Source organism: Mesorhizobium mediterraneum (genome assembly GCF_002284565.1).
In the GTDB taxonomy this organism is placed as follows: domain Bacteria; phylum Pseudomonadota; class Alphaproteobacteria; order Rhizobiales; family Rhizobiaceae; genus Mesorhizobium; species Mesorhizobium mediterraneum.
On sequence record NZ_NPKI01000033.1, the window covers coordinates 87,821 to 114,219 of the forward strand.

General features: G+C 63.9%; 26 protein-coding genes. 19 read left to right on the forward strand and 7 right to left on the reverse strand.

Going from position 1 to position 26,399, the window contains the following annotated elements; all coding sequences use genetic code 11:
- The first annotated feature begins 144 nt into the window (after positions 1 to 144).
- From rimP to CIT25_RS26155, 10 genes are all read left to right on the forward strand, one after another.
- Positions 145 to 789, forward strand: a complete 645-nt coding sequence (gene rimP / locus CIT25_RS26110; protein WP_095487863.1) for a ribosome maturation factor RimP — start codon at positions 145 to 147, stop codon at positions 787 to 789.
- A gap of 48 nt (positions 790 to 837) precedes the next feature.
- Entirely contained in the window at positions 838 to 2,433 is a 1,596-nt protein-coding gene (gene nusA / locus CIT25_RS26115) for a transcription termination factor NusA (protein ID WP_095488072.1), read from the forward strand.
- A gap of 38 nt (positions 2,434 to 2,471) precedes the next feature.
- Positions 2,472 to 3,122 carry an RNA-binding protein gene (locus CIT25_RS26120; protein ID WP_095487865.1) on the forward strand — a complete coding sequence of 217 codons (651 nt, stop codon included), beginning with the start codon at positions 2,472 to 2,474 and terminating at the stop codon, positions 3,120 to 3,122.
- Positions 3,119 to 5,686 (forward strand): translation initiation factor IF-2, encoded by a 2,568-nt coding sequence (gene infB, locus CIT25_RS26125; protein WP_095487867.1) that lies wholly within the window; start codon positions 3,119 to 3,121, stop codon positions 5,684 to 5,686. The genes CIT25_RS26120 and infB overlap by 4 nt, the downstream gene beginning before the upstream one ends.
- A 124-nt stretch (positions 5,687 to 5,810) precedes the next feature.
- Complete coding sequence (gene rbfA, locus CIT25_RS26130; RefSeq protein WP_095487869.1) at positions 5,811 to 6,248, forward strand: 30S ribosome-binding factor RbfA; 438 nt, start codon at positions 5,811 to 5,813, stop codon at positions 6,246 to 6,248.
- Positions 6,248 to 7,207: a tRNA pseudouridine(55) synthase TruB gene (gene truB / locus CIT25_RS26135; protein WP_095487871.1), complete on the forward strand. Its 960-nt coding sequence runs from the start codon at positions 6,248 to 6,250 to the stop codon at positions 7,205 to 7,207. The genes rbfA and truB overlap by 1 nt, the downstream gene beginning before the upstream one ends.
- A 45-nt stretch (positions 7,208 to 7,252) precedes the next feature.
- Positions 7,253 to 8,347, forward strand: coding sequence for a magnesium/cobalt transporter CorA (gene corA / locus CIT25_RS26140; protein ID WP_095487873.1), 1,095 nt, complete (start codon positions 7,253 to 7,255; stop codon positions 8,345 to 8,347).
- A gap of 182 nt (positions 8,348 to 8,529) precedes the next feature.
- Positions 8,530 to 8,799, forward strand: coding sequence for a 30S ribosomal protein S15 (rpsO, locus tag CIT25_RS26145; RefSeq protein WP_006337962.1), 270 nt, complete (start codon positions 8,530 to 8,532; stop codon positions 8,797 to 8,799).
- A gap of 414 nt (positions 8,800 to 9,213) precedes the next feature.
- A complete protein-coding gene (gene pnp, locus CIT25_RS26150) occupies positions 9,214 to 11,361 on the forward strand; it encodes a polyribonucleotide nucleotidyltransferase (RefSeq protein ID WP_095487875.1) in 2,148 nt (715 codons plus the stop codon).
- Positions 11,362 to 11,433: 72 nt separating this feature from the next.
- Positions 11,434 to 12,447, forward strand: coding sequence for a class I SAM-dependent methyltransferase (locus tag CIT25_RS26155; RefSeq protein WP_095487877.1), 1,014 nt, complete (start codon positions 11,434 to 11,436; stop codon positions 12,445 to 12,447).
- A 39-nt stretch (positions 12,448 to 12,486) separates the two neighbouring features.
- Here the strand turns inward: CIT25_RS26155 and fabI are convergent, their stop codons facing one another.
- The 3 genes from fabI to fabA form a co-directional block, all read right to left on the reverse strand.
- Positions 12,487 to 13,299 carry an enoyl-ACP reductase FabI gene (fabI, locus tag CIT25_RS26160; RefSeq protein WP_095487879.1) on the reverse strand — a complete coding sequence of 271 codons (813 nt, stop codon included), beginning with the start codon at positions 13,297 to 13,299 and terminating at the stop codon, positions 12,487 to 12,489.
- 13 nt (positions 13,300 to 13,312) lie between these two features.
- Positions 13,313 to 14,533, reverse strand: a complete 1,221-nt coding sequence (fabB, locus tag CIT25_RS26165) for a beta-ketoacyl-ACP synthase I (RefSeq protein WP_095487881.1) — start codon at positions 14,531 to 14,533, stop codon at positions 13,313 to 13,315.
- A gap of 117 nt (positions 14,534 to 14,650) precedes the next feature.
- Entirely contained in the window at positions 14,651 to 15,169 is a 519-nt protein-coding gene (gene fabA / locus CIT25_RS26170; RefSeq protein WP_023802127.1) for a 3-hydroxyacyl-[acyl-carrier-protein] dehydratase FabA, read from the reverse strand.
- Positions 15,170 to 15,412: 243 nt separating this feature from the next.
- On the opposite strand from fabA, the gene irrA reads away from it, so the two are divergent.
- On the forward strand, positions 15,413 to 15,844 hold the full coding sequence (gene irrA / locus CIT25_RS26175; RefSeq protein WP_006337949.1) for an iron response transcriptional regulator IrrA: 432 nt from the start codon (positions 15,413 to 15,415) through the stop codon (positions 15,842 to 15,844).
- Between the two features lie 70 nt (positions 15,845 to 15,914).
- Here irrA and CIT25_RS26180 read toward each other — a convergent pair whose 3' ends face one another.
- The gene (locus CIT25_RS26180) at positions 15,915 to 16,472 is read right to left on the reverse strand and encodes an SH3 domain-containing protein (protein WP_095487883.1); all 558 of its coding nucleotides are present in this window, start codon (positions 16,470 to 16,472) and stop codon (positions 15,915 to 15,917) included.
- A 158-nt stretch (positions 16,473 to 16,630) separates the two neighbouring features.
- Here CIT25_RS26180 and CIT25_RS26185 point away from each other — a divergent pair, with 158 nt between their 5' ends.
- The 8 genes from CIT25_RS26185 (at position 16,631) to CIT25_RS26220 (ending at position 23,805) form a co-directional block, all read left to right on the forward strand.
- Positions 16,631 to 17,632, forward strand: a complete 1,002-nt coding sequence (locus tag CIT25_RS26185) for a 2-hydroxyacid dehydrogenase (RefSeq protein WP_095487885.1) — start codon at positions 16,631 to 16,633, stop codon at positions 17,630 to 17,632.
- A gap of 303 nt (positions 17,633 to 17,935) precedes the next feature.
- Positions 17,936 to 19,126 (forward strand): M20 metallopeptidase family protein, encoded by a 1,191-nt coding sequence (locus CIT25_RS26190; RefSeq protein ID WP_095487886.1) that lies wholly within the window; start codon positions 17,936 to 17,938, stop codon positions 19,124 to 19,126.
- A gap of 33 nt (positions 19,127 to 19,159) precedes the next feature.
- Positions 19,160 to 20,017, forward strand: a complete 858-nt coding sequence (locus tag CIT25_RS26195) for a transporter substrate-binding domain-containing protein (RefSeq protein WP_095487888.1) — start codon at positions 19,160 to 19,162, stop codon at positions 20,015 to 20,017.
- Positions 20,018 to 20,024: 7 nt separating this feature from the next.
- Positions 20,025 to 20,744: an ABC transporter permease gene (locus CIT25_RS26200; protein WP_245329991.1), complete on the forward strand. Its 720-nt coding sequence runs from the start codon at positions 20,025 to 20,027 to the stop codon at positions 20,742 to 20,744.
- A 1-nt stretch (position 20,745) separates the two neighbouring features.
- Positions 20,746 to 21,432 (forward strand): ABC transporter permease, encoded by a 687-nt coding sequence (locus CIT25_RS26205; protein WP_095487890.1) that lies wholly within the window; start codon positions 20,746 to 20,748, stop codon positions 21,430 to 21,432.
- Positions 21,429 to 22,205, forward strand: a complete 777-nt coding sequence (locus CIT25_RS26210) for an ABC transporter ATP-binding protein (RefSeq protein WP_095487891.1) — start codon at positions 21,429 to 21,431, stop codon at positions 22,203 to 22,205. Before CIT25_RS26205 ends, CIT25_RS26210 begins: the two co-directional genes overlap by 4 nt.
- Before the next feature lie 11 nt (positions 22,206 to 22,216).
- Positions 22,217 to 22,909: a GntR family transcriptional regulator gene (locus CIT25_RS26215; RefSeq protein ID WP_095487892.1), complete on the forward strand. Its 693-nt coding sequence runs from the start codon at positions 22,217 to 22,219 to the stop codon at positions 22,907 to 22,909.
- Entirely contained in the window at positions 22,906 to 23,805 is a 900-nt protein-coding gene (locus CIT25_RS26220) for a homocysteine S-methyltransferase family protein (protein ID WP_095487894.1), read from the forward strand. The genes CIT25_RS26215 and CIT25_RS26220 overlap by 4 nt, the downstream gene beginning before the upstream one ends.
- A 130-nt stretch (positions 23,806 to 23,935) precedes the next feature.
- Here the strand turns inward: CIT25_RS26220 and CIT25_RS26225 are convergent, their stop codons facing one another.
- From CIT25_RS26225 to recF, 3 genes are read right to left on the reverse strand one after another with little or no spacing between them, the layout of a single operon-like run.
- Positions 23,936 to 24,418: a GNAT family N-acetyltransferase gene (locus tag CIT25_RS26225; protein ID WP_095487896.1), complete on the reverse strand. Its 483-nt coding sequence runs from the start codon at positions 24,416 to 24,418 to the stop codon at positions 23,936 to 23,938.
- A gap of 3 nt (positions 24,419 to 24,421) precedes the next feature.
- Positions 24,422 to 25,177: a molybdopterin-synthase adenylyltransferase MoeB gene (locus CIT25_RS26230; protein ID WP_095487898.1), complete on the reverse strand. Its 756-nt coding sequence runs from the start codon at positions 25,175 to 25,177 to the stop codon at positions 24,422 to 24,424.
- Positions 25,178 to 25,208: 31 nt separating this feature from the next.
- Entirely contained in the window at positions 25,209 to 26,381 is a 1,173-nt protein-coding gene (gene recF, locus CIT25_RS26235) for a DNA replication/repair protein RecF (protein ID WP_095487900.1), read from the reverse strand.
- Positions 26,382 to 26,399: the final 18 nt, after the last annotated feature.

A 26,399-nucleotide genomic window follows, 5' to 3' on the forward strand; every position in this document is an offset into this window, starting at 1 on the left:
ACAGACCCCGCATGCGGACTTGAAACGACGGCCGCGATCGTCTATATCAAGCTCAAATTCTTGGTCGGTATGGCGAAGAGTGGGTCCACCCGGTCCCGCTCTTTTTTGTTACCTTCCGACCGCCAATGAAGCGACAGGAATAGAATGACCGCAACGGCGACCGACAGCGACGACCGCATCATCCGCGAAAGCGGCATCGATGCGCGCGTCGCGCTGATCGTGCAGCCGGTGCTGCGTGCCATCGGCTTTCGCCTTGTCAGGGTGCATCTGACGGGCCAGAACGGGCTGACGCTGCAGATCATGGCCGAGCGCGAGGACGGCACCATGACCGTCGAGGATTGCGAAGAGGTCAGCCGGGCAGTGTCGCCGGCCCTCGATGTCGATGATCCGATCGAAAAGGCGTATCATCTCGAAGTGTCGTCGCCGGGTATCGACCGGCCGCTGGTCCGCAAGTCGGATTTCGCGACCTGGACGGGCCATCTGGTGAAGATGGAAACGTCGGTCCTTGTCGCCGACCGCAAGCGCTTCAAGGGCAAGATCGCCGAGAGCGATGCGGACGGCGTGCTGATCGAGCGCGACAAGGCGGCCTATGGCGAGGAGCCGACGGTGCGCGTGCCCTACGATGCGATTGCAGAAGCGCGGCTGATCCTGACCGATGACCTTATCCGCGATGCGCTGTCGAAGGACAACAGGGCGCGCAAGGAAGCCAAGAAGCGCCGCGGCGAACCCGAAGACGCGCCAGAGGGCGTAGAAGCGGGCGCGGAAGACGAAACCGAACAGGAAATGTGATTGGGCTGCCGGGCGCAAAGGCTCGGCAACAAGCTCGGGAGAAAAAAGATGGTTGTAAGCGCCAACAGGCTTGAACTGCTGCAGATCGCCGACGCGGTCGCGCGTGAAAAGTCGATCGACAAGTCGATCGTCATCGCCGCCATGGCCGATGCGATCCAGAAGGCGGCGCGCTCGCGCTATGGCCAGGAAACCAACATCCGTGCCGACATCAATCCGAACACCGGCGAGATGAAGCTGCAGCGGCTGATGGAAGTGGTCGAGAAGGTCGACGACTATGCGACGCAGATCGCCATTTCCTCGGCGCGCGAGCGCAATCCCGACGCCCAGCTCGGCGACTTCATTGCCGAGCAGCTGCCGCCGATGGATTTCGGCCGCATCGCCGCCCAGTCGGCCAAGCAGGTCATCGTCCAGAAGGTGCGCGAGGCCGAGCGTGACCGCCAATATGACGAGTACAAGGACCGCATCGGCGAGATCGTCAACGGCACCGTCAAGCGCGTCGAATACGGCAATGTCATCGTCGATCTCGGCCGTGGCGAGGCGATCATCCGCCGCGACGAGCTGATCCCGCGCGAAAACTACAAATATGGCGATCGCGTCCGCGCCTATGTCTACGATGTGCGCCGCGAGCAGCGCGGTCCGCAGATATTCCTGTCGCGCACCCATCCGCAGTTCATGGCGAAGCTGTTCACCATGGAAGTGCCGGAAATCTACGACGGCATCATCGAGATCAAGTCGGTCGCCCGCGATCCGGGCTCGCGCGCCAAGATCGCCGTCATCTCGCGTGACAGTTCCATCGATCCGGTCGGCGCCTGCGTCGGCATGCGCGGCAGCCGCGTTCAGGCGGTGGTCGGCGAATTGCAGGGCGAGAAGATCGACATCATTCCGTGGTCGCCTTCGGCCGCTTCCTTCATCGTCAACGCGTTGCAGCCGGCGGAAGTCGCCAAGGTCGTGCTCGACGAGGACGCCGAACGCATCGAGGTCGTGGTGCCGGACGACCAGCTGTCGCTGGCTATCGGCCGCCGCGGCCAGAACGTCCGGCTTGCCTCGCAGCTCACCGGCTGGGATATCGACATCCTGACCGAGCAGGAAGAGAGCGAGCGCCGCCAGAAAGAGTTCGTCGAACGCTCGGCGCTGTTCATGGATGCGCTCAACGTCGACGAGATGGTCGGCCAGGTGCTCGCCTCCGAAGGCTTCACCAGCGTCGAGGAAGTCGCCTATGTCGATGCCGACGAGATCGCGTCGATCGACGGCTTCGACGAGGACACCGCCTCGGAAATCCAGGCCCGCGCCCGCGAGTATCTGGAGAAGATCGAAGCCGAGCATGACGAGAAGCGCAAGGCGCTGGGGGTCGAGGACGAGCTGCGTGAGATCCCTGGCGTGACCACCGCCATGATGGTGACGCTCGGCGAGGACGGCGTGAAGACGATCGAGGATTTCGCCGGCTATGCGGCCGACGACCTGACCGGCTGGAAGGAACGCAAGGACGGCGAGACGAAGGTGTTCCCCGGTGTGCTCGCCAGTCACGGCGTGTCGCGCGCCGATGCCGAGCAGATGGTTCTGGCTGCCCGCCTCAAGGCCGGCTGGATCACCGAAGACGAGCTTGTAGCCGAAGACGTGCCGGCTGACGAAGCCGTTGGTGCGTGAGGTGAAACCGCATCGCACACAACCCGCCCTTGGACGAGATGAACGATCGCACTTGCATCGTCACGCGCAGACAGGCCGAACCGGATGAACTGATCCGTTTCGTCGTCGGCCCGGATTCGGCCGTCGTTCCGGATATCAAGAAAAACCTGCCCGGCCGCGGTTGCTGGGTGACGGCCGACCGCCTACATATCGACAAGGCGGCAGCGAAAAACCTGTTCGCTCGCGCCTTTAAGGCGCAGGTGATCGTGCCGACCGATCTCGGCGGCATGGTCGACGGGCTGCTTTCCAGATACGCTCTGGGCATGCTCGGTCTTGCCCGCAAGGCAGGCGCGATCGCGCTCGGCGCCACCAAGGTTGAGAGCGCGGTGCGTGGTGGGCTGGCGCTTTTCGTGTTGCATGCGACCGAGGCGTCAGATGACGGCGTCCGCAAGATCAGCCAGGCGCGACGGGCAACCGTCCACCTTGGTGGCCCCGCCATCCTTGCCTACAAACTTTTCTCCGAGGCCGAGTTGAGCTTGGCATTGGGGGGTACAAATGTGATACATGCTGCCGTTCTCGCGGGAGACGCGGGCAGGGCGGTCCAGAAGCGCATGGTTGCGCTCGACCGGTATCGGGGCGGTTCCCCGGACGATCTGGCAATGCTTGCGGCCGTTGCTGACGAAGATGATGCCGCAGAGGATATGGAATGAGCGATACGAAATCGGGCGACGACAAGACGTTGAGTGTGACGCCGAAGAAGACCTTGACGCTGAAGCGCCCCGGTACTGAACAGGGCACCGTGCGCCAAAGCTTCTCGCATGGCCGCACCAAGGCGGTCGTGGTCGAGACCAAGAAGCGCAAGTTCTCGCTGCCCGGCGACAAGCCGGAGCCGGCTGCTGCCCCTGTGTCAGTCTTCACGCCGAAGCCGCCGGTCGCGGCAGCGCCCGTTGTGCAGGAAGCGCCCAAGGCGCCGCCGCCTCCGCCGCCTGTCGAGCGCGGCGGCATGGTGCTGAACGAATTGTCGCGCAATGAGATGGAGGCGCGCCGCCGGGCCCTTGAGGGCTCGAAGGTCCGCGACGTCGAGGATCGCCAGCGCGCCATCGACGAGGCCAAGCGCCGCGCCGAGGATGAAGAGCGCCGCCGCCGCGAGCGCGAGGAATCCGCGCGCCGCCAGGCCGAGGAAGAGGCTCGGCTGCAGGCTGAGGCCGAGTCCCGCCGGCGTGCCGAGGAAGAGGCGCGTCGCCGCGCGCCGCTGGCCGCCGAACTGGCGACAGTCGACGACGAGGACATCAAGCCGAAGCGGACCGGCGCCGGTGCCCCGGTGCGCCGTCCGGTCACGCCCGAAGTGGCGCGTCCGGCCAAGCCGACCAAGGGCGAGGAAGATCGCCGCCGCGGCAAGCTGACGCTGAACGCCGCACTTTCCGATGAGGATGCGCGTGCGCGTTCGCTGTCGTCGATGCGTCGGCGCCAGGAGAAATTCAAGCGCGCGCTGCATAACGAACCGCGCGAGAAAGTCATGCGCGAAGTGATACTGCCCGAAACCATCACCATCCAAGAACTGGCGCAGCGCATGTCCGAGCGCGCCGTCGATGTGGTCAAGTTCTTCATGAAACAGGGCCAGATCCTGAAGCCGGGCGACGTCATCGACGCCGACACGGCCGAGCTGGTCGCCACCGAATTCGGCCACACGGTTCGCCGCGTCGCCGAGTCCGACATTGAGGAAGGCCTGTTCAACATCGCCGATCGCCCAGAAGATCTGGAATCGCGGCCGCCGGTGGTGACGATCATGGGCCATGTCGATCACGGCAAGACGTCGCTGCTCGATGCTATCCGCAACGCAAATGTCGTGTCCGGCGAGGCTGGCGGCATCACCCAGCATATCGGCGCCTATCAGGTCGAGAAGAACGGTCACAAGATCACCTTCATCGACACGCCCGGCCACGCCGCCTTCACGGCGATGCGCGCCCGCGGCGCCCAGGCGACTGACATCGCCATCCTCGTGGTGGCGGCCGATGACAGCGTGATGCCGCAGACGATCGAATCGATCAGCCATGCCAAGGCGGCCGGCGTCCCGATCATCGTGGCGATCAACAAGATCGACAAGCATGACGCCGACCCGCAGAAGGTGCGCTCTGAGCTGCTGCGCCACGAAGTCTTCGTGGAATCGATGGGCGGCGAGGTGCTGGATGTCGAAGTGTCGGCGACCAAGGGCACCAATCTCGACAAGCTGCTCGAAGCGATCCTGCTGCAGGCCGAAATCCTCGACCTGAAGGCCAATCCGGACCGCACCGCCGAGGGCGTCGTCATCGAAGCCCAGCTCGACAAGGGCCGCGGTCCCGTCGCCACGGTGCTGGTCCAGACAGGCACGCTGATGCCCGGCGACATCCTCGTTGCCGGCAACGAATGGGGCCGGGTGCGTGCGCTGGTCAACGACCGCGGCGGGCAGATCAAGGAAGCGCCGCCGGCAATGCCGGTGGAGGTGCTTGGTCTGCAGGGAACACCGCAGGCCGGCGACCGTTTCGCCGTCGTCAACAACGAGGCCCGTGCCCGCGAGATCACCGAATACCGCCAGCGTCTGGCGCGCGAGAAGGCGGTGGCCAAGCATGCCGGCCAGCGTGGGTCGCTCGAACAGATGATGTCGCAGCTGCAGACGAGCGGGCTGAAGGAATTCCCGCTGGTCATCAAGGGCGACGTGCAGGGCTCGATCGAGGCGATCAACGCGGCGCTGGACAAGCTCGGCACCGACGAGGTGCGTGCGCGCATCGTCCATGCGGGCGCCGGCGGCATCACCGAAAGCGATGTGTCGCTGGCGGAAACCTCGGGTGCTGCGATCATCGGCTTCAACGTCCGCGCCAATGTGCAGGCGCGCGCGGCTGCCGCGGCGGCAGGCATAGAGATCCGCTACTATTCGATCATCTACAATCTCGTGGATGACGTGAAGGCTGCGCTCTCCGGCCTGCTTTCGCCGGAGCGTCGCGAGACCTTCATCGGCAATGCGGAGATCCTCGAGATCTTCGACATCACCAAGGTCGGCAAGATCGCCGGCTGCCGTGTCACCGAAGGCAAGGTCGAGCGCGGTGCGGGCGTTCGCCTGATCCGCGATAACGTCGTCATCCACGAAGGCACGCTGAAGACCCTGAAGCGCTTCAAGGACGAAGTTGCGGAAGTCCCAGGTGGCCAGGAATGCGGCATGGCCTTCCAGAACTACGAAGACATGCGCGTCGGCGACGTCATCGAGTGCTTCCGCGTCGAGATGGTGACCAGGACGCTCTGAGTTCGAGCAGCTTGAGCTCAAGCATCTACTGAGACCGGGCGGTGGTCGAAAGACCGCCGCCCAAACCATATGAGACATGCGGCGCGGTCCCATCCCGCGCTTCACGATTTCAGGATAGAGAAAAATGCCCCGTTCAACCACATCAGGCCCATCCCAGCGCATGCTTCGCGTCGGCGAGCAGGTGCGCCATGCGCTTTCGGAAACCTTGCAGCGTGGCGAGATCCTCGATCCCTTGATCGAGAATGCCGTGGTTTCGGTCTCGGAAGTGCGCATGTCGCCCGATCTGAAGATCGCCACCGCCTTCGTCTCGCCGCTCGGCGCAAGTGATACCGATGCGGTGGTCGAGGCGCTCAACAAGCATGCGAAATTCGTGCGCGGCCGCGTTTCCGGCGCGCTCCGGCAGATGAAGTACATGCCCGAGTTCCGCTTCCGGCTCGACACCAGCTACGACAATTTCCAGAAGATCAACGAATTGCTGCACTCGCCCGAAGTGGCGCGCGACCTCGGCACAGATGCCCAGATTGACGACCAGAATAAAGACAATGACAAGGACGAAAAATAGTGGCGCGTCGCGGCAAGAAGAAGGGCCGGCCGATCTCCGGCTGGCTGGTGCTGGACAAGCCCGTCGGCATGGGTTCGACCGAAGCCGTCTCCAAGATCAAATGGCTGTTCCAGGCCGAAAAGGCCGGCCATGCCGGCACGCTCGACCCGCTCGCTTCCGGCATGCTGCCGATCGCGCTCGGCGAAGCGACCAAGACCGTGCCTTATGTCCAGGATGGCGCCAAGGTCTACCGCTTCACGGTTGCCTGGGGTGAGGAGCGTTCGACCGATGACCTCGAAGGGCCGGTGACGAAAAGCTCCGACCAGCGTCCGGCTGAAGCCGATGTGCTTTTGCTGATGCCGAAATACACCGGCGTCATCATGCAGACGCCGCCACAATTTTCAGCCATCAAGATCGCAGGCGAGCGCGCCTATGACCTTGCCCGCGACGGCGCGACGGTCGACATTCCGGCGCGGGAAGTCGAGATCGGCCGTCTCGACCTGATTGAGCACAGTGCTGATCGCACCATTTTCGAGGTCGAATGCGGCAAGGGCACTTATGTGCGCTCGCTGGCCCGCGACATGGGCCGCGACCTCGGCTGTTTCGGTCACATCGCCGAACTGCGCCGGATCGAGGTCGAGCCGTTCACGCAGGAAGACTTCGTCACCATCGCCGAGCTGGAAGCCGCCCGCTTTGGCGAACGGGGCGAAAGTTCGGATTCAGCGGACACGGTGCCAGTCGACTTCGACGCGATCGACGCGCTTCTGGTCGATACATCAGCCGCGCTCGACTGCCTGCCGCAGATCGCGATCAGTGACGACGCGGCAACAAAAATCCGCCTCGGCAATCCGGTCATCATCCGCGGCCGCGATGCGCCGGTGGAAGCTGAGGAGGCCTGCGCAACGGCGCGCGGCAAGCTGGTCGCCATCGGCGCCATCGAACAAGGCATGTTCAAGCCGAAGCGGGTCTTTGCCAGGTGAGTCCCGTCGTCTAATCTCGATGAGACTTAAACATCCGAGGGGCACATGGCAAAGGCCGAGACGATCAAGAAGCGGGCGCCGGTGACGGCACGGCGGCCGCCGGTTGGCGCATCGCCGGGCACGCTGATCGCCGACCCGGCGGCGCGGCGCAGCGAACTGCGACTGACACTGATGTCGCCCAATAAATTCGAGACGATCGAAGATGCCAGCATCGACGACGTCAAAGCCAATTGCGACACATGGCCGGTCATCTGGCTCGACTGTACCGGTCTCGCCAACATCCCGCTGATCGAGGAGATCGGCCGGATTTTCAGCCTGCATCCGCTGGCGCTGGAAGATGTCGTCAACACCGGCCAGCGGCCGAAGGTGGACTTCTTCGAGGACCATGCCTTTGTCGTCGTCAGGATGATCGACGACGTCACCGCGCATCGCTACGAGCAGATCGCCGTCTTCTTCGGCAAGAACTTCGTCGTCACCTTCCAGGAGCGCGAAGGCGATCCGTTCGATCCCGTGCGCAAGCGCATCGAAAGCTCGATGCCCAACCGGTTGCGCGCACGCGGAGCAGACTATCTCGCCTATGCCCTGATCGACGCCATCGTCGACAGCTATTTCCCGCCGATCGAGGCTGCCGGCGAATTGGTCGACAGCATCGAGGACCAGATGCTGCGCGCGTCGGATAAGCACCAGATGCGGCAGCTTCACGAGTTGCGGCGCGACGCCAATGTGCTGAAGGGGGTGCTTTGGCCGATGCGCGATGCGCTGGCCACGCTGATCCGCAACGACGTGCCCTATGTGAAGGCCGAGACCAAGGTTTTCCTGAACGACACGCTCGACCACTCGCTTCGGCTCATCGAACTGGTCGAAACCCAGCGCGACATGCTGACCGGTCTGATCGAGATGCATCTGTCGCTGAGCCAGGCGCGCACCAGCGATGTCATCAGCTATCTGACGATCGTCTCGGTGATCTTCATCCCGCTAACCTTTCTCGTTGGCGTGTGGGGCATGAACTTCGATCCAGAAAGCTCGCCATGGAACATGCCGGAGTTGAAGGCCCAATACGGCTATCCGGCGGCGCTCGTGTTCATGGCCCTTGTCGCGTTCGGGCTGATTGCCTTCTTCAGATGGAAGAAGTGGCTTTAGCCGAAGGGAAATCTTCGTTTGTGCCGCAAAAAGCCGGCTTGTGAATTGGGCTGGTGTTTTTGCCTGAATTGCACTATATGCGCCGCAGCATCGTGCAATGACACGTTGCTTGTACCGGCCCCTGCTGGACGACATCCCGGCTGAGGGCGTCCCGTTTCCTCAAACAGATAAGGAAAAACACGATGTCGATTACTGCCGAGCGCAAGAAGGAATTGATGGGTGAATTCGCAACCGCCAAGGGCGATACCGGGTCTCCGGAAGTCCAGGTGGCCATCCTTTCCGAGCGCATCAAGAACCTGACCGACCATTTCAAGGACCACAAGAAGGATAACCATTCCCGCCGTGGTCTGCTTGCTCTCGTCTCCCAGCGCCGTAGTCTGCTTGATTATCTCAAGCGCAAGGATGACGCGCGCTATCAGACGCTGATCGAGAAGCTCGGTCTGCGCCGTTGACGAATTGACCGGCGGGTTCTTTCGAGAGCCCGCCGGTCGCGCATTGGAGCATCGGATCAGTCCATTGCTCTATGAAGGAAGTAGAGCGCCGCGCATCGATCTAGACGCGCAAATAGGACGCTCTGAAAGTTTGAATTTGCGCATGATGCTTTCCGCAGGCCGCGGTTTCGGGATCATGCGCAAGGCCAGTCGGATCGATTGGCCAAACCCGGTTTCGAAATAGCACAGGGCCATTCGAAACCGCCCATGGACGGTCATGGGGCAGGATTGCAGGACGCTCGCGCGGCAATCGCGCCGGATTTACCCGAGCTTCCCGTTGTCTTGCCCGTGGCTGCCCGAGAAATGAAGCCAAGGGAAAGGGGCACTCGCGCACGGTGAAACGGCGCGGCCCTTTCCGCATATGAAGGACAAGATATGTTCAATCACCATAAAGTGGAAATCGAATGGGGCGGCCGCCCGCTCATCCTCGAAACCGGCAAGATCGCGCGCCAGGCTGACGGCGCGGTGCTCGCCACCTACGGCGAAACCAAGGTTCTCGCCACCGTCGTTTCGATGAAGGAGCCGAAGCCCGGCCTCGATTTCTTCCCGCTAACCGTCAACTACCAGGAAAAGACCTATGCCGCCGGCAAGATCCCGGGCGGCTATTTCAAGCGCGAAGGCCGTCCGAGCGAGAAGGAAACGCTGGTTTCCCGCCTCATCGATCGTCCGATCCGCCCGCTCTTCGCCGACGGCTACAAGAACGACACGCAGATTGTCGTCACCGTCGTCCAGCATGATCTCGAAAACGACCCCGACATCCTGTCGATCGTCGCCACCTCGGCGGCCTTGACGCTGTCCGGCGTCCCCTTCATGGGCCCGATCGGCGGCGCCCGCGTCGGTTACATCAACGGCGAATATGTGCTCAATCCGCATGTCGACGAGATGCAGGAATCCAAGCTTGACCTGATCGTCGCCGGCACCTCAGACGCCGTGCTGATGGTTGAGTCCGAAGCCAAGGAGCTCGGCGAGGACCTGATGCTCGGCGCCGTCATGTTCGGCCATCGCGGCTTCCAGCCGGTGATCGATGCGATCATCAAGCTGGCCGAGGTTGCCGCCAAGGACCCGCGCGATTTCACCGCGCCGGACTATTCGGCGCTTGAAGCAGAGATGCTGAAGATCGTCGAAGGCGAGCTTCGCGATGCCTACAAGATCACCGACAAGCAGAAGCGCTATGCCGCCGTCGACGCCGTCAAGGCGAAGGTCAAGGCTGCGTTCGTACCCGCCGAAGGCGAGGAAGCAAAATACACGTCCGAGCAGATCGGCACCGTGTTCAAGGAGCTCCAGGCCAAGGTCGTGCGCTGGAACATCCTCGACACCGGCTCGCGCATCGACGGCCGCGACCTGAAGACGGTCCGCAAGATCGTCTCCGAAGTCGGCGTCCTGCCACGCACCCACGGCTCGGCGCTGTTCACCCGCGGCGAGACCCAGGCGCTGGTCGTCGCCACGCTCGGCACCGGCGAGGACGAGCAGTATGTCGATTCGCTGACCGGCATGTACAAGGAGAAATTCCTCCTTCATTACAACTTCCCTCCCTATTCGGTTGGTGAAACCGGCCGCATGGGTTCGCCCGGCCGCCGCGAAATCGGCCACGGGAAGCTCGCCTGGCGCGCGATCCGCCCGATGCTGCCGACCGCCGATCAGTTCCCCTACACGCTGCGCGTCGTCTCGGAGATCACCGAGTCCAACGGTTCGTCGTCGATGGCCACCGTCTGCGGCACCTCGCTGGCGCTGATGGATGCCGGTGTGCCGCTGGCAAAGCCGGTCGCCGGCATCGCCATGGGTCTCATCAAGGAAGGCGAGCGCTTCGCGGTGCTCTCCGACATCCTCGGCGACGAGGATCACCTCGGCGACATGGACTTCAAGGTTGCCGGCACCGCCAATGGCATCACCTCGCTGCAGATGGACATCAAGATCGAAGGCATCACCGAGGAGATCATGAAGATCGCGCTCGGCCAGGCCAAGGACGGCCGCCAGCACATTCTCGGCGAAATGGCCAATGCGCTGTCCGGTGCCCGTTCCGAGCTCGGCGAGTTCGCGCCGCGCATCGAGGTCATGCACATCCCGACCGACAAGATCCGCGACGTGATCGGCTCGGGCGGCAAGGTCATCCGCGAGATCGTCGAAAAGACCGGCGCCAAGATCAACATCGAAGACGACGGCACGGTCAAGATCGCTTCGTCCAATGCCAAGGAGATCGAGGCGGCGAAGAAGTGGATACACACCATCGTTGCCGAGCCGGAAGTCGGCGAGATCTACGAGGGCACGGTCGTCAAGACCGCCGACTTCGGCGCATTCGTCAACTTCTTCGGTCCGCGTGACGGCCTCGTCCACATCTCGCAGCTCGCCAACGATCGCGTCGCCAAGACCTCCGACGTCGTCAAGGAAGGCGACAAGGTCTGGGTCAAGCTGATGGGCTTCGATGAGCGCGGCAAGGTCCGCCTGTCGATGAAGGTCGTCGACCAGGCCACGGGCAAGGAAATCGCCCGCGACAAGAAGGCCGAAGGCGAAGAAGACGCCGCCTGAGCGATCTGACGGTATAATCGAAGCGGGCGCGCCGACAGGTCGCGCCCGTTTTCATTTTCAAGAGATCGAAGAATGTCCGCCGAGCCGCTGAAGACACTGTTCCACCCGTTCGAGGCCGAGGCTGTCGCCATGCCGCGTAAAGGCGAGCGCGTCCTCTTTCTGGGCGCTGAACCGGGTTTCCGCCTGCCCGAAGGCTTCGATGCAACACTGCATCTGGTGCAAGGCTTCCGCCCGCATTTTCGCGCGCTGCAGGGCGCCGGCTTCACGGTCACGCCGCATCTGGAGGGCGAAGGTTTCGATGCGGCACTGGTGCTTGCCGGCCGTCATCGCGGGCAAAACGAATTGCGCATCGCTGAGGCGATTGAGCGTGTGAGGCCGGGCGGACTGATCGCCGTCGCCGGCGGTAAGGACGATGGCATTGCGAGCCTGCGCAAGCGCATCGGCGAGCTTGTGACGCTCGACGGCCATATGCCGAAACATCACGGCATCGCCTTCTGGTTCCATCGACCGGCCGATGCCGCGGCCGCGGCCGCGCTTCGCGTCGCCAATCCAACGCTTCTGGTCGAGAGCCGTTTCCGCACCGCACCAGGCATGTTCTCTTTTGATAAGATCGATGCAGGTTCGAGATTGCTGGTGGACAATTTGCCCGGCGACCTGCGTGGCAACATTGCCGATTTCTGCGCCGGCTGGGGCTATGTGGCGGCCGAGGTCGCCGCCCGCTCACCCGGCATCTCGGCGCTCGATCTCTACGAGGCCGAGTTCGAGGCGCTGGAGGCGGCGAAACGCAATATCGGCACTACAGCGGCGGAACCCAATTTCTTCTGGATCGATCTTTTGAGCGAGCCGATCGAGCGCCGTTATGACGCCATCGTCATGAACCCGCCCTTCCATCGCAGCCGCGCGACCGAGCCGGAGATCGGTGCCGGCATGATCCGCGCCGCGGCGAAGGCGCTGAAGCCAGGTGGGCGGCTGTTCATGGTGGCGAACCGTCAGCTTCCCTACGAGCCGGTGCTGGCGGCCGCCTTCTCCAGCCACGCCGAGATCGCCCGCGACGGGATGTTCAAGGTTTTGGCGGCGCGCCGCTGAGCGGAGTTCACCGGACCAAGGCATTTTCTATGGGCCGAATTATTCCCGGCCGGTGTCGGCCTGCTTCAACTCGTCGAGCGCCGGCATCGAGACGATGTGGTAGCCGGAATCGACATAGTGGATTTCGCCGGTGACGCCGGACGACAGGTCGGACAGGAGGTAGAGCGCGGAGCCACCGACTTCGTCGATGGTCACTGTACGGCGCAGCGGCGAGTTGCGCTGCTGGTAGGAAAACATATGGCGTGCGTCGGAAATCCCGGCGCCGGCCAGTGTCCGCACCGGTCCCGCCGATATGCCGTTCACCCTGATGCCGCGCGGTCCGTAGTCGTTGGCGAGATAGCGGACGCTGGCTTCCAGCCCGGCCTTGGCCACGCCCATGACGTTATAGTTCGGCATGACACGGACAGAACCCGCATAGGTCAGCGTGATCATCGAGCCGCTGTCCTTCATCAGCGCGGCGGCGTGACGGGCGACCTCTGTGAAGGAGTAGCAGGAGATGACCATGGTGCGGACGAAATTGTCGCGGCTGGTGTCGGCGTAAAGGCCCTTCAGCTCGTTCTTGTCGGAAAAGCCAATGGCATGGACGACGAAGTCCAGCCCGCCCCAGGCCTTGCCCAAGGTCTCGAAGGTGGCGGCAACCGATGCGCTGTCCTCGACATCGCAAGGCACGACCAGCGAGGCGCCGAGCTTGTCGGCGAGCGGCTTGACCCGGCGCCCGAAGGCCTCGCCTTGATAGGTGAAGGCGAGTTCCGCCCCATGTTCGGAGAGTTTCCGGGCGATGCCCCAGGCGATCGAGTGATCGTTGGCGACACCCATGACAAGCCCGCGCTTGCCCTTCATCAATCCGTCCATGGTCGGCAAATCCTTATGCGGAATAGCGCTGGAAAATCAGCGTTGCGTTGGTGCCGCCGAAACCAAACGAATTGGACAAAACAGTGTCGATCCTGGCGTCGTCGATGCGTGTGCGCACGATCGGCATGCCTTCGAATTCCGGATCGAGTTGCTCGATATGAGCGCTCTCGCCGATGAAGCCGCCTTGCATCATCAGGATAGAGTAGATCGATTCCTGCACGCCGGCCGCACCCAGCGAATGGCCAGTCAGCGATTTGGTCGAGGTGATGAAAGGCATCTTCTCGCCGAACACTTCGCGGATCGCGCCCATTTCCCTGGAATCGCCGACCGGCGTCGAAGTGCCGTGCGTGTTGATGTAGTCGACTGGCGAAGAGGTGGTCGCCAGCGCCTGCCGCATGCAGCGCACCGCACCTTCGCCCGATGGCGCCACCATGTCGTAGCCGTCTGAGGTCGCGCCATAGCCGACGATCTCGGCGTAGATCTTGGCGCCGCGTGCCTTGGCGTGCTCGAGCTCTTCCAGGACCAGCACGCCGGCACCGCCGGCAATGACGAAGCCGTCGCGATCGACGTCATAGGCGCGCGAGGCGGCCGACGCCCTGTCGTTGAACTTGGACGACATGGCGCCCATCGCGTCGAACAGGTCCGACATCGTCCAATCGAGATCCTCATGGCCGCCGGCGAAGACCATGTCCTGCTTGCCCCACTGGATCAGTTCGTAGCCATTGCCGATGCAATGCGCCGAGGTCGAGCAGGCCGACGAGATCGAATAGTTGACGCCATGGATCTTGAACCAGGTGGCGAGCGTCGCTGAAGCGGTCGACGACATCGCCTTCGGCACGGCGAACGGGCCGATGCGCTTGGGGCTGCCATTCTTGAGCGTGGTTTCGGCCGCTTCGACGATGGCTCGGGTCGACGGTCCGCCCGATCCCATGACGATGCCGGTGCGCTCATTGGTGATGTCGTTCTCGCCAAGTCCAGCGTCCACAATAGCCTGGTCCATGGCGACATGGTTCCAGGCCGCACCTTGCGACAGGAAGCGCATAGCGCGACGATCGATCAGGGCGGAGGGGTCGAGCGTCGGCGCTCCCCAGACCTGACAGCGGAAGCCGTGTTCGGCGAAGGAATCAGAGAAGCTGATGCCGGACTTGGCATCGTGGAGCGAGGCCTGCACCTCGTTGGCATTGTTGCCGATCGACGACACGATGCCGAGGCCTGTCACTACGACCCGTCTCATTCGCAACTCCTTCCAGCGCTTGAACCCGAAACCTGTTGGACACGGATCATGCGCAAATTAAAGTTCTACAGCTTCGTTTGCGCGTCCCAAGGACGCGCGGCGCTGTGGGGGCGCCGGTCAGGCGGCGGCCGATTGCTTGGACAGACCCACCTTGAGGTCCGTTGCTGCGTATATGGGTTCGCCATCCGCCTTCAGCCAGCCATCGGCGATACCAAGCACCAGCCGGCCGCGCATCACGCGCTTGAAGTCCACGCCATACTCCACCTTCTTGACCGACGGTGTCACCATGCCCTTGAACTTCACCTCGCCGGTCGAGAGCGCCATTCCTTTGCCCGGCTCGCCGAGCCAGCCGAGGTAGAATCCCGTCAATTGCCACATGGCGTCGAGGCCCAGGCACCCCGGCATGATTGGATTGCCGATGAAGTGGCAGGCGAAAAACCACAGGTCCGGCTTAATGTCGAACTCTGCGCGGATGAAGCCCTTGTCGAAGGCACCGCCCGTCTCGCTGATTTCGGTGATGCGGTCGAACATCAGCATCGGCGGATAGGGGAGTTGGGCGTTTCCAGGTCCGAACAGCTCGCCGCGGGCGCAGGCAAGCAGTTCTTCGTAATCGTAGCTGGATTTCGAAACCGCCATCAATCTCTTCCCCGTAATCGTCCCGGGCGGTAGAGCGCCCTTGTCGTTGGTTTCCTAACACAATCTATTTCAGGCCGGAAACCGGCGTTTGCGCTTAACCTGCCCGTCTGCCTGGGTCAATGCGCGCTATTGATCGTATTCGGCCGACAGAATATATGTCGGGAGGTGTTCAGTTTCGGGCGATGTTCGTTTTTTGCCATTCTGGGCATATCTTGGGGCGAAACTATGAGCTTGGACGGATAGATGGATCTGGGCTGCCGGAAGGAAAATGTCGCTGTGGACAAGCGGGTTCGCGAAGCTGGGCTGAGGCCGACGCGTCAGCGCATTGCGCTGGCCGATCTGCTTTTCGCCAAGGGCGACCGCCATCTGTCGGCCGAGGAACTGCACGAGGAGGCGATCGCCGCCGGCGTGCCGGTGTCGCTCGCCACCGTCTACAACGCCCTTCATCAATTCACCCAGGCGGGCCTTCTGCGCATCCTGGCCGTCGAGGGGTCAAAGACCTACTTCGACACCAACACCTCCGATCACCATCATTTCTACATTGAAGGCGAAAACAGGATCTTCGATATCGCCAGCGGTCCTGTCACGGTTTCCAACCTGCCGGAGCCGCCGGAAGGCATGGAGATCGCCAATGTCGACATCGTGGTAAGGCTGCGTCCCAAACGCTGCGATTGATCGGCGCGTCATTGGGTCGCGAGATACCGTCTCGCCCGCCAGACCATGATCCCGAACCGACAAGAAGAGGTCAGTTTTTGACCCGTTCGCCCGGATAGGCGCCCCAGACAAGCGACTGGGCGAGCCAGCCGGTGTGGCCGTCGAAGGTCATTTCGCACCACTGGCCGTCACAGGACCTGATCGTGCCCATGGCGCCCGGCTCGATGATCGCGATGATGCTGGCATCCTTTTCCGGGTCGTTGAGAAGGTTGATTCGGGCATCCTTGCCGCGCTGCCAGGGTGCCACGATCGCCGTGCGGCGGCCTGAAAGCAGCGACTGGTTGATCCAGCCTTCCGAGCCGTCGGCATCGCGCACCCGACGCCAGGTGTCGAATTCCTGGATGATTTCCATCGGCAGGCCAGGCTTCATGTACATCCAGTCGACGGAATAGTTGACGCCTGGTCCGACGCGGGAGTTGACGCGGCCCGCTTTCAGGCTGACGAAACGCGGCAGCGGCAGGCCGCTCGGCCCGAGCGTTGCGCTCTGGGCCGGTGCTGCCGCACTCTGTGCCGCCGCAAGCGGGGAATAAAGGATAGCGCCGATAAATGCTGCGCTGAGGGTCAGGCGGAGCGACGCAAAACCAGACACTTTCGTTCCTTTCAGCGCCGGCTCATCGGCCTTGGCGCCCCTTTTTCTTTGTCTTCGGCGGAACCTCTTGTTACATGGAGAGCTGGCACCGCGACCGGCCTCCAGTTTCGCCTGTCTTGGTTAAAGAGGTCTCAACGAGGGTTGGGTTTGAGGAAACAATGGCAGGCAGAAAAAGGCCCCTCGTCGTCATCACGCGCAAGCTGCCCGATCCGGTCGAGACCCGCATGCGTGAGCTGTTCGACGCCCGGCTGAATGTCGAAGACAGGCCAATGACGCAGCCGGAACTGGTCGCGGCGGTCAAGGAAGCCGACGTGCTGGTGCCGACTATAACCGATCATATCGACGCAGCGCTGATCGCTCAGGCTGGCGACAACCTCAAGCTGATCGCCAATTTCGGCAACGGCGTCGACAAGATCGACGTGGCGGCAGCAGCGAAGAAGGGCATTACCGTCACCAACACGCCGAACGTGCTGACCGAAGATACGGCCGACATGACCATGGCGCTGATGCTGGCGGTGCCTCGGCGACTGGCGGAAGGCGCCAATGTGCTGACCGGCGACAAGAAGTGGGCGGGCTGGTCGCCAACCTGGATGCTCGGCCGGCGGATCTGGGGCAAACGCCTCGGCATTGTCGGCATGGGCCGCATCGGCACCGCTGTCGCCCGGCGGGCCAAGGCTTTTGGGCTGTCGATCCACTACCACAACCGCCATCGCGTGCTGCCGGCGGTCGAGGATGAGCTGGAGGCAACCTACTGGGAAAGCCTCGACCAGATGCTTGCCCGCATGGACATCATCTCGGTCAATTGCCCGTCGACGCCGGCAACCTTCCATCTGCTCTCGGCGCGGCGGCTGGCGCTTCTGCAACCGTCCGCCTACATCGTCAACACGGCGCGGGGCGACATCATCGACGAAGACTCTCTGGTCAAGCTGATCCAGGACGGCAAGATCGCCGGCGCCGGCCTCGACGTCTACGAGCATGAGCCGGCGCTGAACAGCAAATTGCTGAAGCTCGCCGCCAAGGGCAAGGTCGTGCTGTTGCCGCATATGGGATCGGCGACGCTCGAAGGCCGTATCGATATGGGCGAGAAGGTGATCATCAACATCCGCGCCTTCTTCGATGGCCATCGCCCGCCTGACCGCGTACTGCCGCTGCGGACGTGACCGGGCGCCGTCCAATTCTTCAGCAAAGACTTTAGGTTCCCCGATAGGGGATCAGGGACCCCGCCTTGAGGCGGCTGGGATGGCCCCGCATGAGCAACCATCTCACGCAAAAGTTTGCGGCACCGGTTGCACGCGGTGCAGTCGCGCGGGAAACAAGGTTCCCAGATGCTGCCCCCGGAGCAGCTCCCATGTGGCTTTAGAAAATCATTCTACTCCCGATCGGTCTCGTCGATTGTCGATCCTTGACAATAGATGACAGTAGCATCAAGCAAAGGGCTTCCATAGCAAGAGTGTAAAAAGCTGATGCCTGAACGCCGCAACGACCCCGGCCCCGAGATCGAGGGACTTATCCGCGCCATCGAGGCTCGCCTCATTGAACTACGTCGCGACATCCATGCCCATCCAGAAACCGGCTTCGACACGGTCCGCACGGCCGGCCTGGTCGCCGCCGAGCTTGGCGCGCTCGGGATCGAGGCGCGCACCGGCGTCGGCCGCACCGGCGTCGTGGCCGAGATATCCGGAGCCTTTCCCGGTCCCTGCCTGATCCTGCGGGCCGATATGGATGCCTTGCCGATCGGGGAGCAAACCGGTCTGCCTTATGCTTCGACCATTCCAGGCAGGATGCATGCCTGCGGGCACGATCTTCACACCGCCTCGCTTCTCGGCGCCGCGCATGCGCTCGTCTCGCTGGCGCCGCGTCTGCGCGGCTCGGTCCGGCTGATTTTTCAGCCCGCCGAGGAGACGCAGGAGAGCGGCGCGGCGGCCATGGTGGTGGCGGACGGTGCCGCCAAAGGTGCTGACATGGCCATCGCCTTCCACAACCGTCCGGAACTGCCGGCGGGGCAGGTTCTGTTGAACCGCGGTGCAAGCACCGCATCGAGCGACGAGTTCAAGGTGGTGGTGCGCGGCAAGTCGGGCCATGCCGCGCGGCCCCATGCCGCCATCGACCCGATCGTCGCCAGCGCCCACATCATCACCCAACTCCAGACCGTGATATCGCGCGAGATGGACCCCGCGCAGTCCGCCGTCCTGACCATCGGCCATATCGAGGGCGGCGCGACCCAGAACATCATTCCCGACAGCTGCATGTTCGAGGGCACCGTGCGTTGCCGCTCGCCGCGATCGCGCGATCTCGCCGAGGCCGCGTTCCGGCGCATCTGCGAAGGCACGGCGCAGGCGCTCAATGCCGCCGTCGAGATCGACTATGCGCGCGGCGCGCCGCCCCTGATGAACGACGATGCGCTGGTCGATCGTGCGGTTTCCGTGCTCGGCCATCAGTTCGGCGCGACGCCTCAGGTCGAGCCGGGAACGAGCTTCGGAGCCGAGGACTTTTCCTATTTCTCCGAACTCATGCCTTCGGTCCAGATATTCATCGGTTCGGGCCAGCCCGGCCGTGACGACCGCGTCCACAACTCCGACTATCAGCCCGATGAAGCCTGCATCGGGCAAAGCGCCATCGCGCTCACGCGCATGGCGGTCGATCTTCTTTCCTGACCCCTCAACCCTCCTCCCAAGGATGATCCAAGCATGAAAATCACCCGCAGCACCTTCCTGCGCATGGGCCTTGCCGCCATTGCCGGGCTCGCCGTTGCCCCCGCCACAGCTCTTGCCCAGGGACGTAAAAAATATGTTTTCGCCACCGAAGGAGCCTTCCCGCCCTTCAATATGACCCGACCGAATGGCGAGCTCTACGGCTTCGAGCTGGACATGCTGGCCGAGATCGCCAAGCGCGCCGACTTCGACTATGAGGTGATCTCGCAGGCCTGGGACGGCATGATCCAGGGCCTCATCGACGGCAAGTACAATGCGGTGGTCGACTCGGTCTCCGTCACCGAGAAACGCCTCGAAGTGGTCGATTTCTCGCTCCCCTACACCACCGGCGGCTCGACCTTCGTCGTGCTGAAGGAAAGCGGCGTCGAACTGTCGGGCACGGGCGCTTTCGTCGACCTCGACGATACGAAGGCCACCGATGCCGCCATCACGGCGATCGCCGGGGTGCTGGACGGCAAGACCGTGGGCGTCCACGTCTCGACCATCCAGGCAGACTTCCTGAACAAGTATCTGGCCGACAAGGGCGTGACGATCCGCACCTATCAGACCGGCCCGGAAGTCTATCAGGATCTGCTGAACGGGCGGCTCGACGCCGGGATCGCCTCGGTCACCAACATCTCGGCTTTCCTCGAGAAGAACACAGAAACCGCCAAGGCCACCGGCCCGTCCTTCACGGGCGGCGTCATGGGGCGCGGCTCGGCCTTCGTCGTCCAGAAGGGCGACGCCGAACTGGCCGGGCTTCTCAGCAAAGCGCTGAAGTCGATGTCGGACGACGGCACGCTCGTCGAGCTGTCGAAAAAATGGTTCGGCATGGTCGTGACGCCCGCGCTCTGAGGCCAGGGTGCAGGCCGATCTGACACTTCTCGGCTTAGGGCCCGACGGATGGGGGCTGGCGCTCGCGCGCGCCGGCCTCATGACGCTCTATGTCTCCGTCGCGGCATTCCTGAGCGGGTTGGCCTTCGGCACGCTCATCGCCTGGGCCCGGGTGGCGGGCAACTGGCCGCTGCGCAAGCTGGCCGAGGCCTACGCCACGGTCTTCCGGGGCGTGCCCGATATCCTGGTGATCTACCTGTTCTATTTCGGCGGCCGGCAGGTCGTCACGGCCATTGGCACGGCGCTCGGACTGTCGGGGCCGTTCGACATCAGCGGCTTTTTGGCCGGAGTGCTGGCGATCGGGCTGATCTCGGCCGCCAACCAGTCCGAGGTGCTGCGCGGCGCCTATCAGGCCGTGCCCCGGGGCACGATCGAGGCGGGGCGCGTGGTCGGCATGACGCGGCTGATCCTGTTTCGGCGGGTCATCGCGCCGCAGGCGCTGGTCACCGCAATTCCCGGCATGGGCAACCAGTGGCAGTCGGTCATCAAGGAATCCGCCCTCGTCTCGGTGACGGGGTTGGTCGAGACCATGCGCCAGGTCGCGGTCGCAGCGGGCACTACGCAAGAGCATTTCCTGTTCTACGCCGCCGGTGCGATCATCTATCTCATCATCACCACGCTGTCGGATCATGTCTTCCGCCTCGCCGAAAGACGCAGCCTGCGCGGCCACGAGCAAGGCGGGCTCTGAGATGGATTTCGCCTTTCTCTCGAGCATATTCACGCAGCTCCTCAAGGGGTTGCCGCTGACGCTCAACCTCGGCGTCCTGGCGCTTGTGGGCGGGTTCTGCCTTTCGCTGATCCTCAACCTCATGCGCACGACGAGGGTCGGCAACGCACTGGCCTCGGCCTATGTCTTCGTCTTCCGCGGCACGCCGCTGCTCATCCAGATATTCATGATCTACTACGGGCTGGCGGGCTTCGGCTTCATCCGCCACGGCTTCCTCTGGCCCTTCCTGCGCGAGCCCTATTGGTGCGGGCTGCTGGCGCTGATCCTGAACGATGCCGCCTATACGTCCGAGATTCTGCGCGGGGGGTTGCGCGCCGTGCCAAGGGGCGCGGTCGAAGCAGGGCGCGTCTCGGGCATGACGCGGCTGACGGTCATGCGCCGCATCACGCTGCCCATAGCCGTCCGTCAGGCGCTGCCCGCCTATTCCAACGAGGTGATCTCGATCCTCAAATCCACGGCGCTGGTCTCGACCATCACGCTGATGGAAGTCACCGGCATAGCCCGCGCCGCCGCCTCGGAAACCTGGCGGGCGGTCGAGATATTCCTCTGCGCGGCGGCGATCTATCTCGCCCTGTCGCTTGTGGTTACGCGGCTCTCGGCCTGGGCCGAGCGGCGCCTTTCGCCCTGGCAATTCGGAGAGACGCCATGAGCCTCCCATCGACCGCGCTTTCCATCGCCGGCCTGCGCAAGAGCTTCGGCAGCAACGAGGTGCTGCGCGGCATCGACCTTGTCGCCAAGGACGGCGACGTGATCTCGTTGATAGGCGCGAGCGGCTCTGGCAAGAGCACGCTGCTGCGCTGCATCCCCATGCTGGAGATCCCCGACGTCGGAACGGTGTCGGTGGGCGAGGACAGCCTCTCCCCGACGGGCGGCCGTCTGTCGCGCGCCCAACTGGCCGTGGCGCGGCAGATGCGCGGACATCTCGGCTTCGTCTTCCAGAACTTCAATCTGTGGCCGCACCGCACCGTGCTGCAGAACGTCATCGAGGCGCCACTGTTCGTCCAGAGCCGTCCCCGCGCCGAGGCAGTGGAGGAGGCCACGGCGCTCCTGGAAAAGGTAGGCCTCGCCGAAAAGCGCGATGCGTGGCCCGCGCATCTTTCGGGCGGGCAGCAGCAGCGGGTCGCGATCGCGCGCGCTCTTGCCCAGCGGCCTCGCGCCATCCTGTTCGACGAGCCCACCTCGGCGCTCGACCCGGAACTGGTGGGCGAGGTCCTGAAGGTGATCCGCGCCCTTGCCGCGGAAGGGCGCACCATGCTGATCGTTACCCACGAGATGGGCTTTGCGCGCGAGGTCTCCTCGCGGGTAGTCTTCCTGCATCAGGGCCTGATAGAAGAGGCCGGCACACCGGGGCAGGTCTTTGGCAATCCTGCATCGGAGCGCTGCCGCGCCTTTCTCAGCGGCCATTTCGACCGCAATCGCTAAGGACCCCGGACATGCGTCAGCCAATCCAGCGCAAGAGCCTTCAGGACCAGGCCACCGAGTGGCTGCGCGAGGCGATCGTGCGTGGCGATTTTGCGCCGGGCGCGGTGCTGACCGAGCTGACCTTGACCGAACGCATTGGTCTCGGCCGTGGCACGGTGCGTTCCGCGCTCTTCGCGATGGAAGCGCAGGAACTGGTGACGCGCACGCCCTATTCGAGCTGGCGCGTGGCCGTGCTCGATGCCCAGGCGATCTGGGAGATCTACACATTGCGGGCGGCGTTCGAAGGCTTGGCCGCCCGCATTCTCGCCCAACGCCGCGCCGCTCTCGGTACCGATCTGGTCGAGGCGGCTTTTGCCGCCCTACCGGCGGCGAATGACGGCGGCACGGATGTGCGGGTGGCAGCCGATCTCGGCTTCCATGCCAGTTTCGTCGAGCAGACCGGGCACCAGCATCTGATCCGTCGCCACGGGCTTCTGGCCGACAAGATGGAGTGGCTCTATCGCTGGTCCGAAGCACACTGGCCCTGCCGCCAGCCGCTGGTCAGCGATCACCAGCGCCTGTTCGACGCGCTGATGAGGGGAAGCCCCGAAGCGGCCGAACAGGCCGTCCGCGACCATATCGCCGAGTCGATCGAGCTGGACGTCGCAGGCTTCTACGAACTTCAAGGACGCGGCGCGACGACGCCGCAACAGGAGCAGGCATGAACGACATCACCATTCTCGACGGCGGCATGGGCCGCGAACTCGAGCGCATCGGCGCGCCCTTCCGCCAGCCGGAATGGTCCGCGCTGGCGCTGATGGAAGCGCCCGAGATGGTCCGCCGGGTGCACGAGGATTATATTCGCGCGGGCGCGAAGGTCATCACCACCAATTCCTATGCGCTGGTGCCCTTCCACATCGGCGAGGGGCGGTTCCGTGCGCGCGGCGCCGAGTTGGCGTCGCTGGCCGGAAGGCTGGCGCGCGAGGCGGCCGACGGCACGCCCGGCGTGAAGGTAGCTGGATCGTTGCCGCCAGTCTTCGGCTCCTATCAGCCGGAACTTTTCAAGGCCGACCTGGCGCAGGACTATCTCTCGGTTCTGGTTGAGGGCCTCGCGCCCCACGTCGATTGCTGGCTCGCCGAGACCCAGAGCAGCCTCGAGGAGGCCCACACCGCCGCCGCGGCGGTGCGCGGCAGCGGCAAGCCGCTCTGGCTGTCCTTCACCCTGCGGGACGATGTCGCGCCGCAGGACGTGCCCGAGCCGCAGCTGCGGTCCGGGCAGAGCGTAGCCGACGCTGCCCGTCTCGCACAGCGCACGGGGGCGGAGGCGCTGCTCTTCAATTGCTCTATGCCCGAGGTCATGGGAGCAGCGCTCCAAGCTGCGCGCATTGCCGCCCCCGGTCTGCCGCTCGGGGTCTATGCCAACGCCTTCGGCTCCCAGGACGAGGACGGCGCGGCCAACGAGGTGATCTCGGATATCCGGGCCGATCTCGATCCGAAATCCTATTGCCGCTGGGCCGACGGCTGGGTCGCGAAGGGTGCCTCCATCATCGGCGGCTGCTGCGGGATTGGCGCCGACCACATCCACCATCTGGCCGGGCATCTGCGCTGCGGGCATCATTGACGCCTGTGGGCCGCGCAGAGCGGCTCTTGTCACGGGCGTCAGCCGCGGCATCGGCAGGGCGCTTGCCAAGAGGGGCTGCCGAGGCAGGCTTCGTTGTCGCCATCAACGCCATCTGACCCCGGGTGGGGTATCACGAAAGACGTTTGCGCATCGTGATCGAGGTCGGACGGTCGTAGCCGTTGTGCGCCGTCCGTTCGGTTTCGCGAAAGCCGAGGCGGGCAAAGGCTGCATGATTTCCGGTCAGTTCGACCCGCGTCTGAAGCTCGATCGCCGGCTTGCCGCGGTTGCGGGCAAGATCCTCGACAGCTTGCATCAGTTGGCTGCCAATCCCCTGTCCTTGAAAGCCCGGTTCGACGGCGAGCTTTCCGACGTAGAAATCGTTGGCCCGCTCCAGAACAAAAATACAGCCGATGATCCTGCCGTCCTTCAGCGCCGAAAAGCCCATCTCCCGCCGAGCCTTGTCCCGGAGATTTTCGACCGTGAGCCGATGTGCTGAGGATGGCGGATCGATGACGCCGTCCATCGAGGCGAAGGCGCGCATGATCAGCGCCAGCACCTCGTCCCATCGGTCGAAATCGGCGGGAAGCTGCGCGATGGAAACCAGGCTGCCCAAGATCTAGTTTCTCTTGTAGCGGATCGTATCGAAGCGCGCGGTCAACGCATCGTAAAGCAGCAGCCGACCGACCAGCGGCTCGCCTATGCCGGCGATCAGCTTGATCGCCTCCATGGCCTGCAGCGTGCCGACGACGCCGGTCAGCACGCCGAGCACGCCGGCCACAGCGCAGGACGGCACCAGGCCGGGCGGCGGCGGTTCCGGAAAAAGATCGCGATAGCTTGGATATGGCTTGCCGTCCGCGCCGGTCTCGAACGGTTTCAGCACGGTCACCGAGCCGTCGAAGCGGCCGACGGCGGCATGTACCAGCGGCCGCTTTTCCGCGGCGCAGGCGTCGGCCACCGCATAGCGTGTTTCGAAATTGTCGGAGCCGTCGACGACGATGTCATAGCGGGCGACGAGAGCAGGGGCGTTGTCCGCCGTCAGCCTGAGATTGTGCAGTTCCACGGCGACGTTGGGATTGATGCGGGCGATAGCCGCTTTGGCACTGTCGGTTTTCGCCATGCCGACAGTCTCGGTGCCGTGAATCACCTGTCTTTGCAGGTTTGACAGCGAGACGCTGTCGTCGTCGACGATCCCGAGCGTGCCGACGCCGGCGGCGGCAAGATATTCGAGCACCGGCGCCCCCAACCCGCCGGCGCCGATGACCAGGACCCGCGCACGCTTCAGACGCTGCTGGCCGGCGCCACCGATCTCGGGCAGCACGATGTGGCGGGCGTAGCGTTCAAGCTCTTCGTCGGTGAGCGCGGTGATGTTCATTGCAAGACAATATAGCTGCCGAGAAATCTTGTCAGGCGTCTTTGGTTGGCCCAACCGTGCCGTGATCGACGGTCAGGAACTGCGCGCGTCCCTTGAGACTGGAAAACAGCGCCGCATCGGTCCCGGTCATGAAGGCCTGGCAGTTCAGCTCTTCGAGGATCGAGAACAGCGCGGCGCGCCGGCCTGCGTCGAGATGGGCGGCGATCTCATCGAGCAGCAGGATCGGCGTCATGCCCGACATCTCGCCGGTCAGCCGGGCATGCGACAGGACCATGCCGACCAGCAGCGCCTTCTGCTCGCCGGTCGAACAGAGTTCGGCCGGCATCGCCTTGGGCCGGTGCCTCACCACGAGATCCGAACGGTGCGGGCCGTCTAGCGTGCGCCCGGCGGCGCGGTCGCGATCGCGGCCTTCGGCAAGGGCGCGGCGGAACCGCTCCTCGACATCGACAGCCGCGGTGGTTCCGACTTCGCTTTCCAACGCGCCCGACAGGCCGATATCGGCTTGCGGAAACGGACCCGCGCTTGGCAGCCTGTCGATCATCGCGGCAAGCAGGCGCACCAGTTCGGCACGCGCCGCGGCAATCGCCACACCGGTTTCGGCCATTTGCGTCTCGATTGCGTCGAACCAGGCGCCGTCACGCGAGCCTTCGGCGAGCAGCCGATTGCGGCCGCGCATCGCTTTTTCGTAGTCGAGCGCGCGCTGGCCGTGGCCGGGATCGATCGCCAGCACCTGACGGTCGAGAAAGCGCCGGCGGTCTGCGGCCGGCCCGGTGAACAATGCATCCATCGCCGGTGTTAGCCAGACGACGCGCAGCCATTCCAGCATGTCCTCCGCCGAGCGCGCTGCCGCGCCATTGATCCGCACCCGCCGGCCGCCCTCGCCGGCGGCGTCGCCGCCTGCAATGCCGGTGCCGATCTCGACCGGGCCGTCCGGCCCATCGAGCCGGGCATGGATGGCAAAGCCGCCGTCGCCGCCTTCGCGCGCCACGTCGGCATAAGGTGCGCGGCGCAGGCCGCGACCCGGCGTCAGCAGGGAAATCGCTTCCAGCAGATTGGTTTTGCCGGCGCCATTGTCACCGGAAAAAATCACGGCGCCGGGGTCGATGTCGATCGACAGCGTTGCGTAGTTGCGGAAATTCGTAAGCGATAGCTTACTTATATGAGTCTGCTGGTCGTGCGCAGACTGCTTCGCAACTCCGGTCATGACAGCAAGATGGCTTCT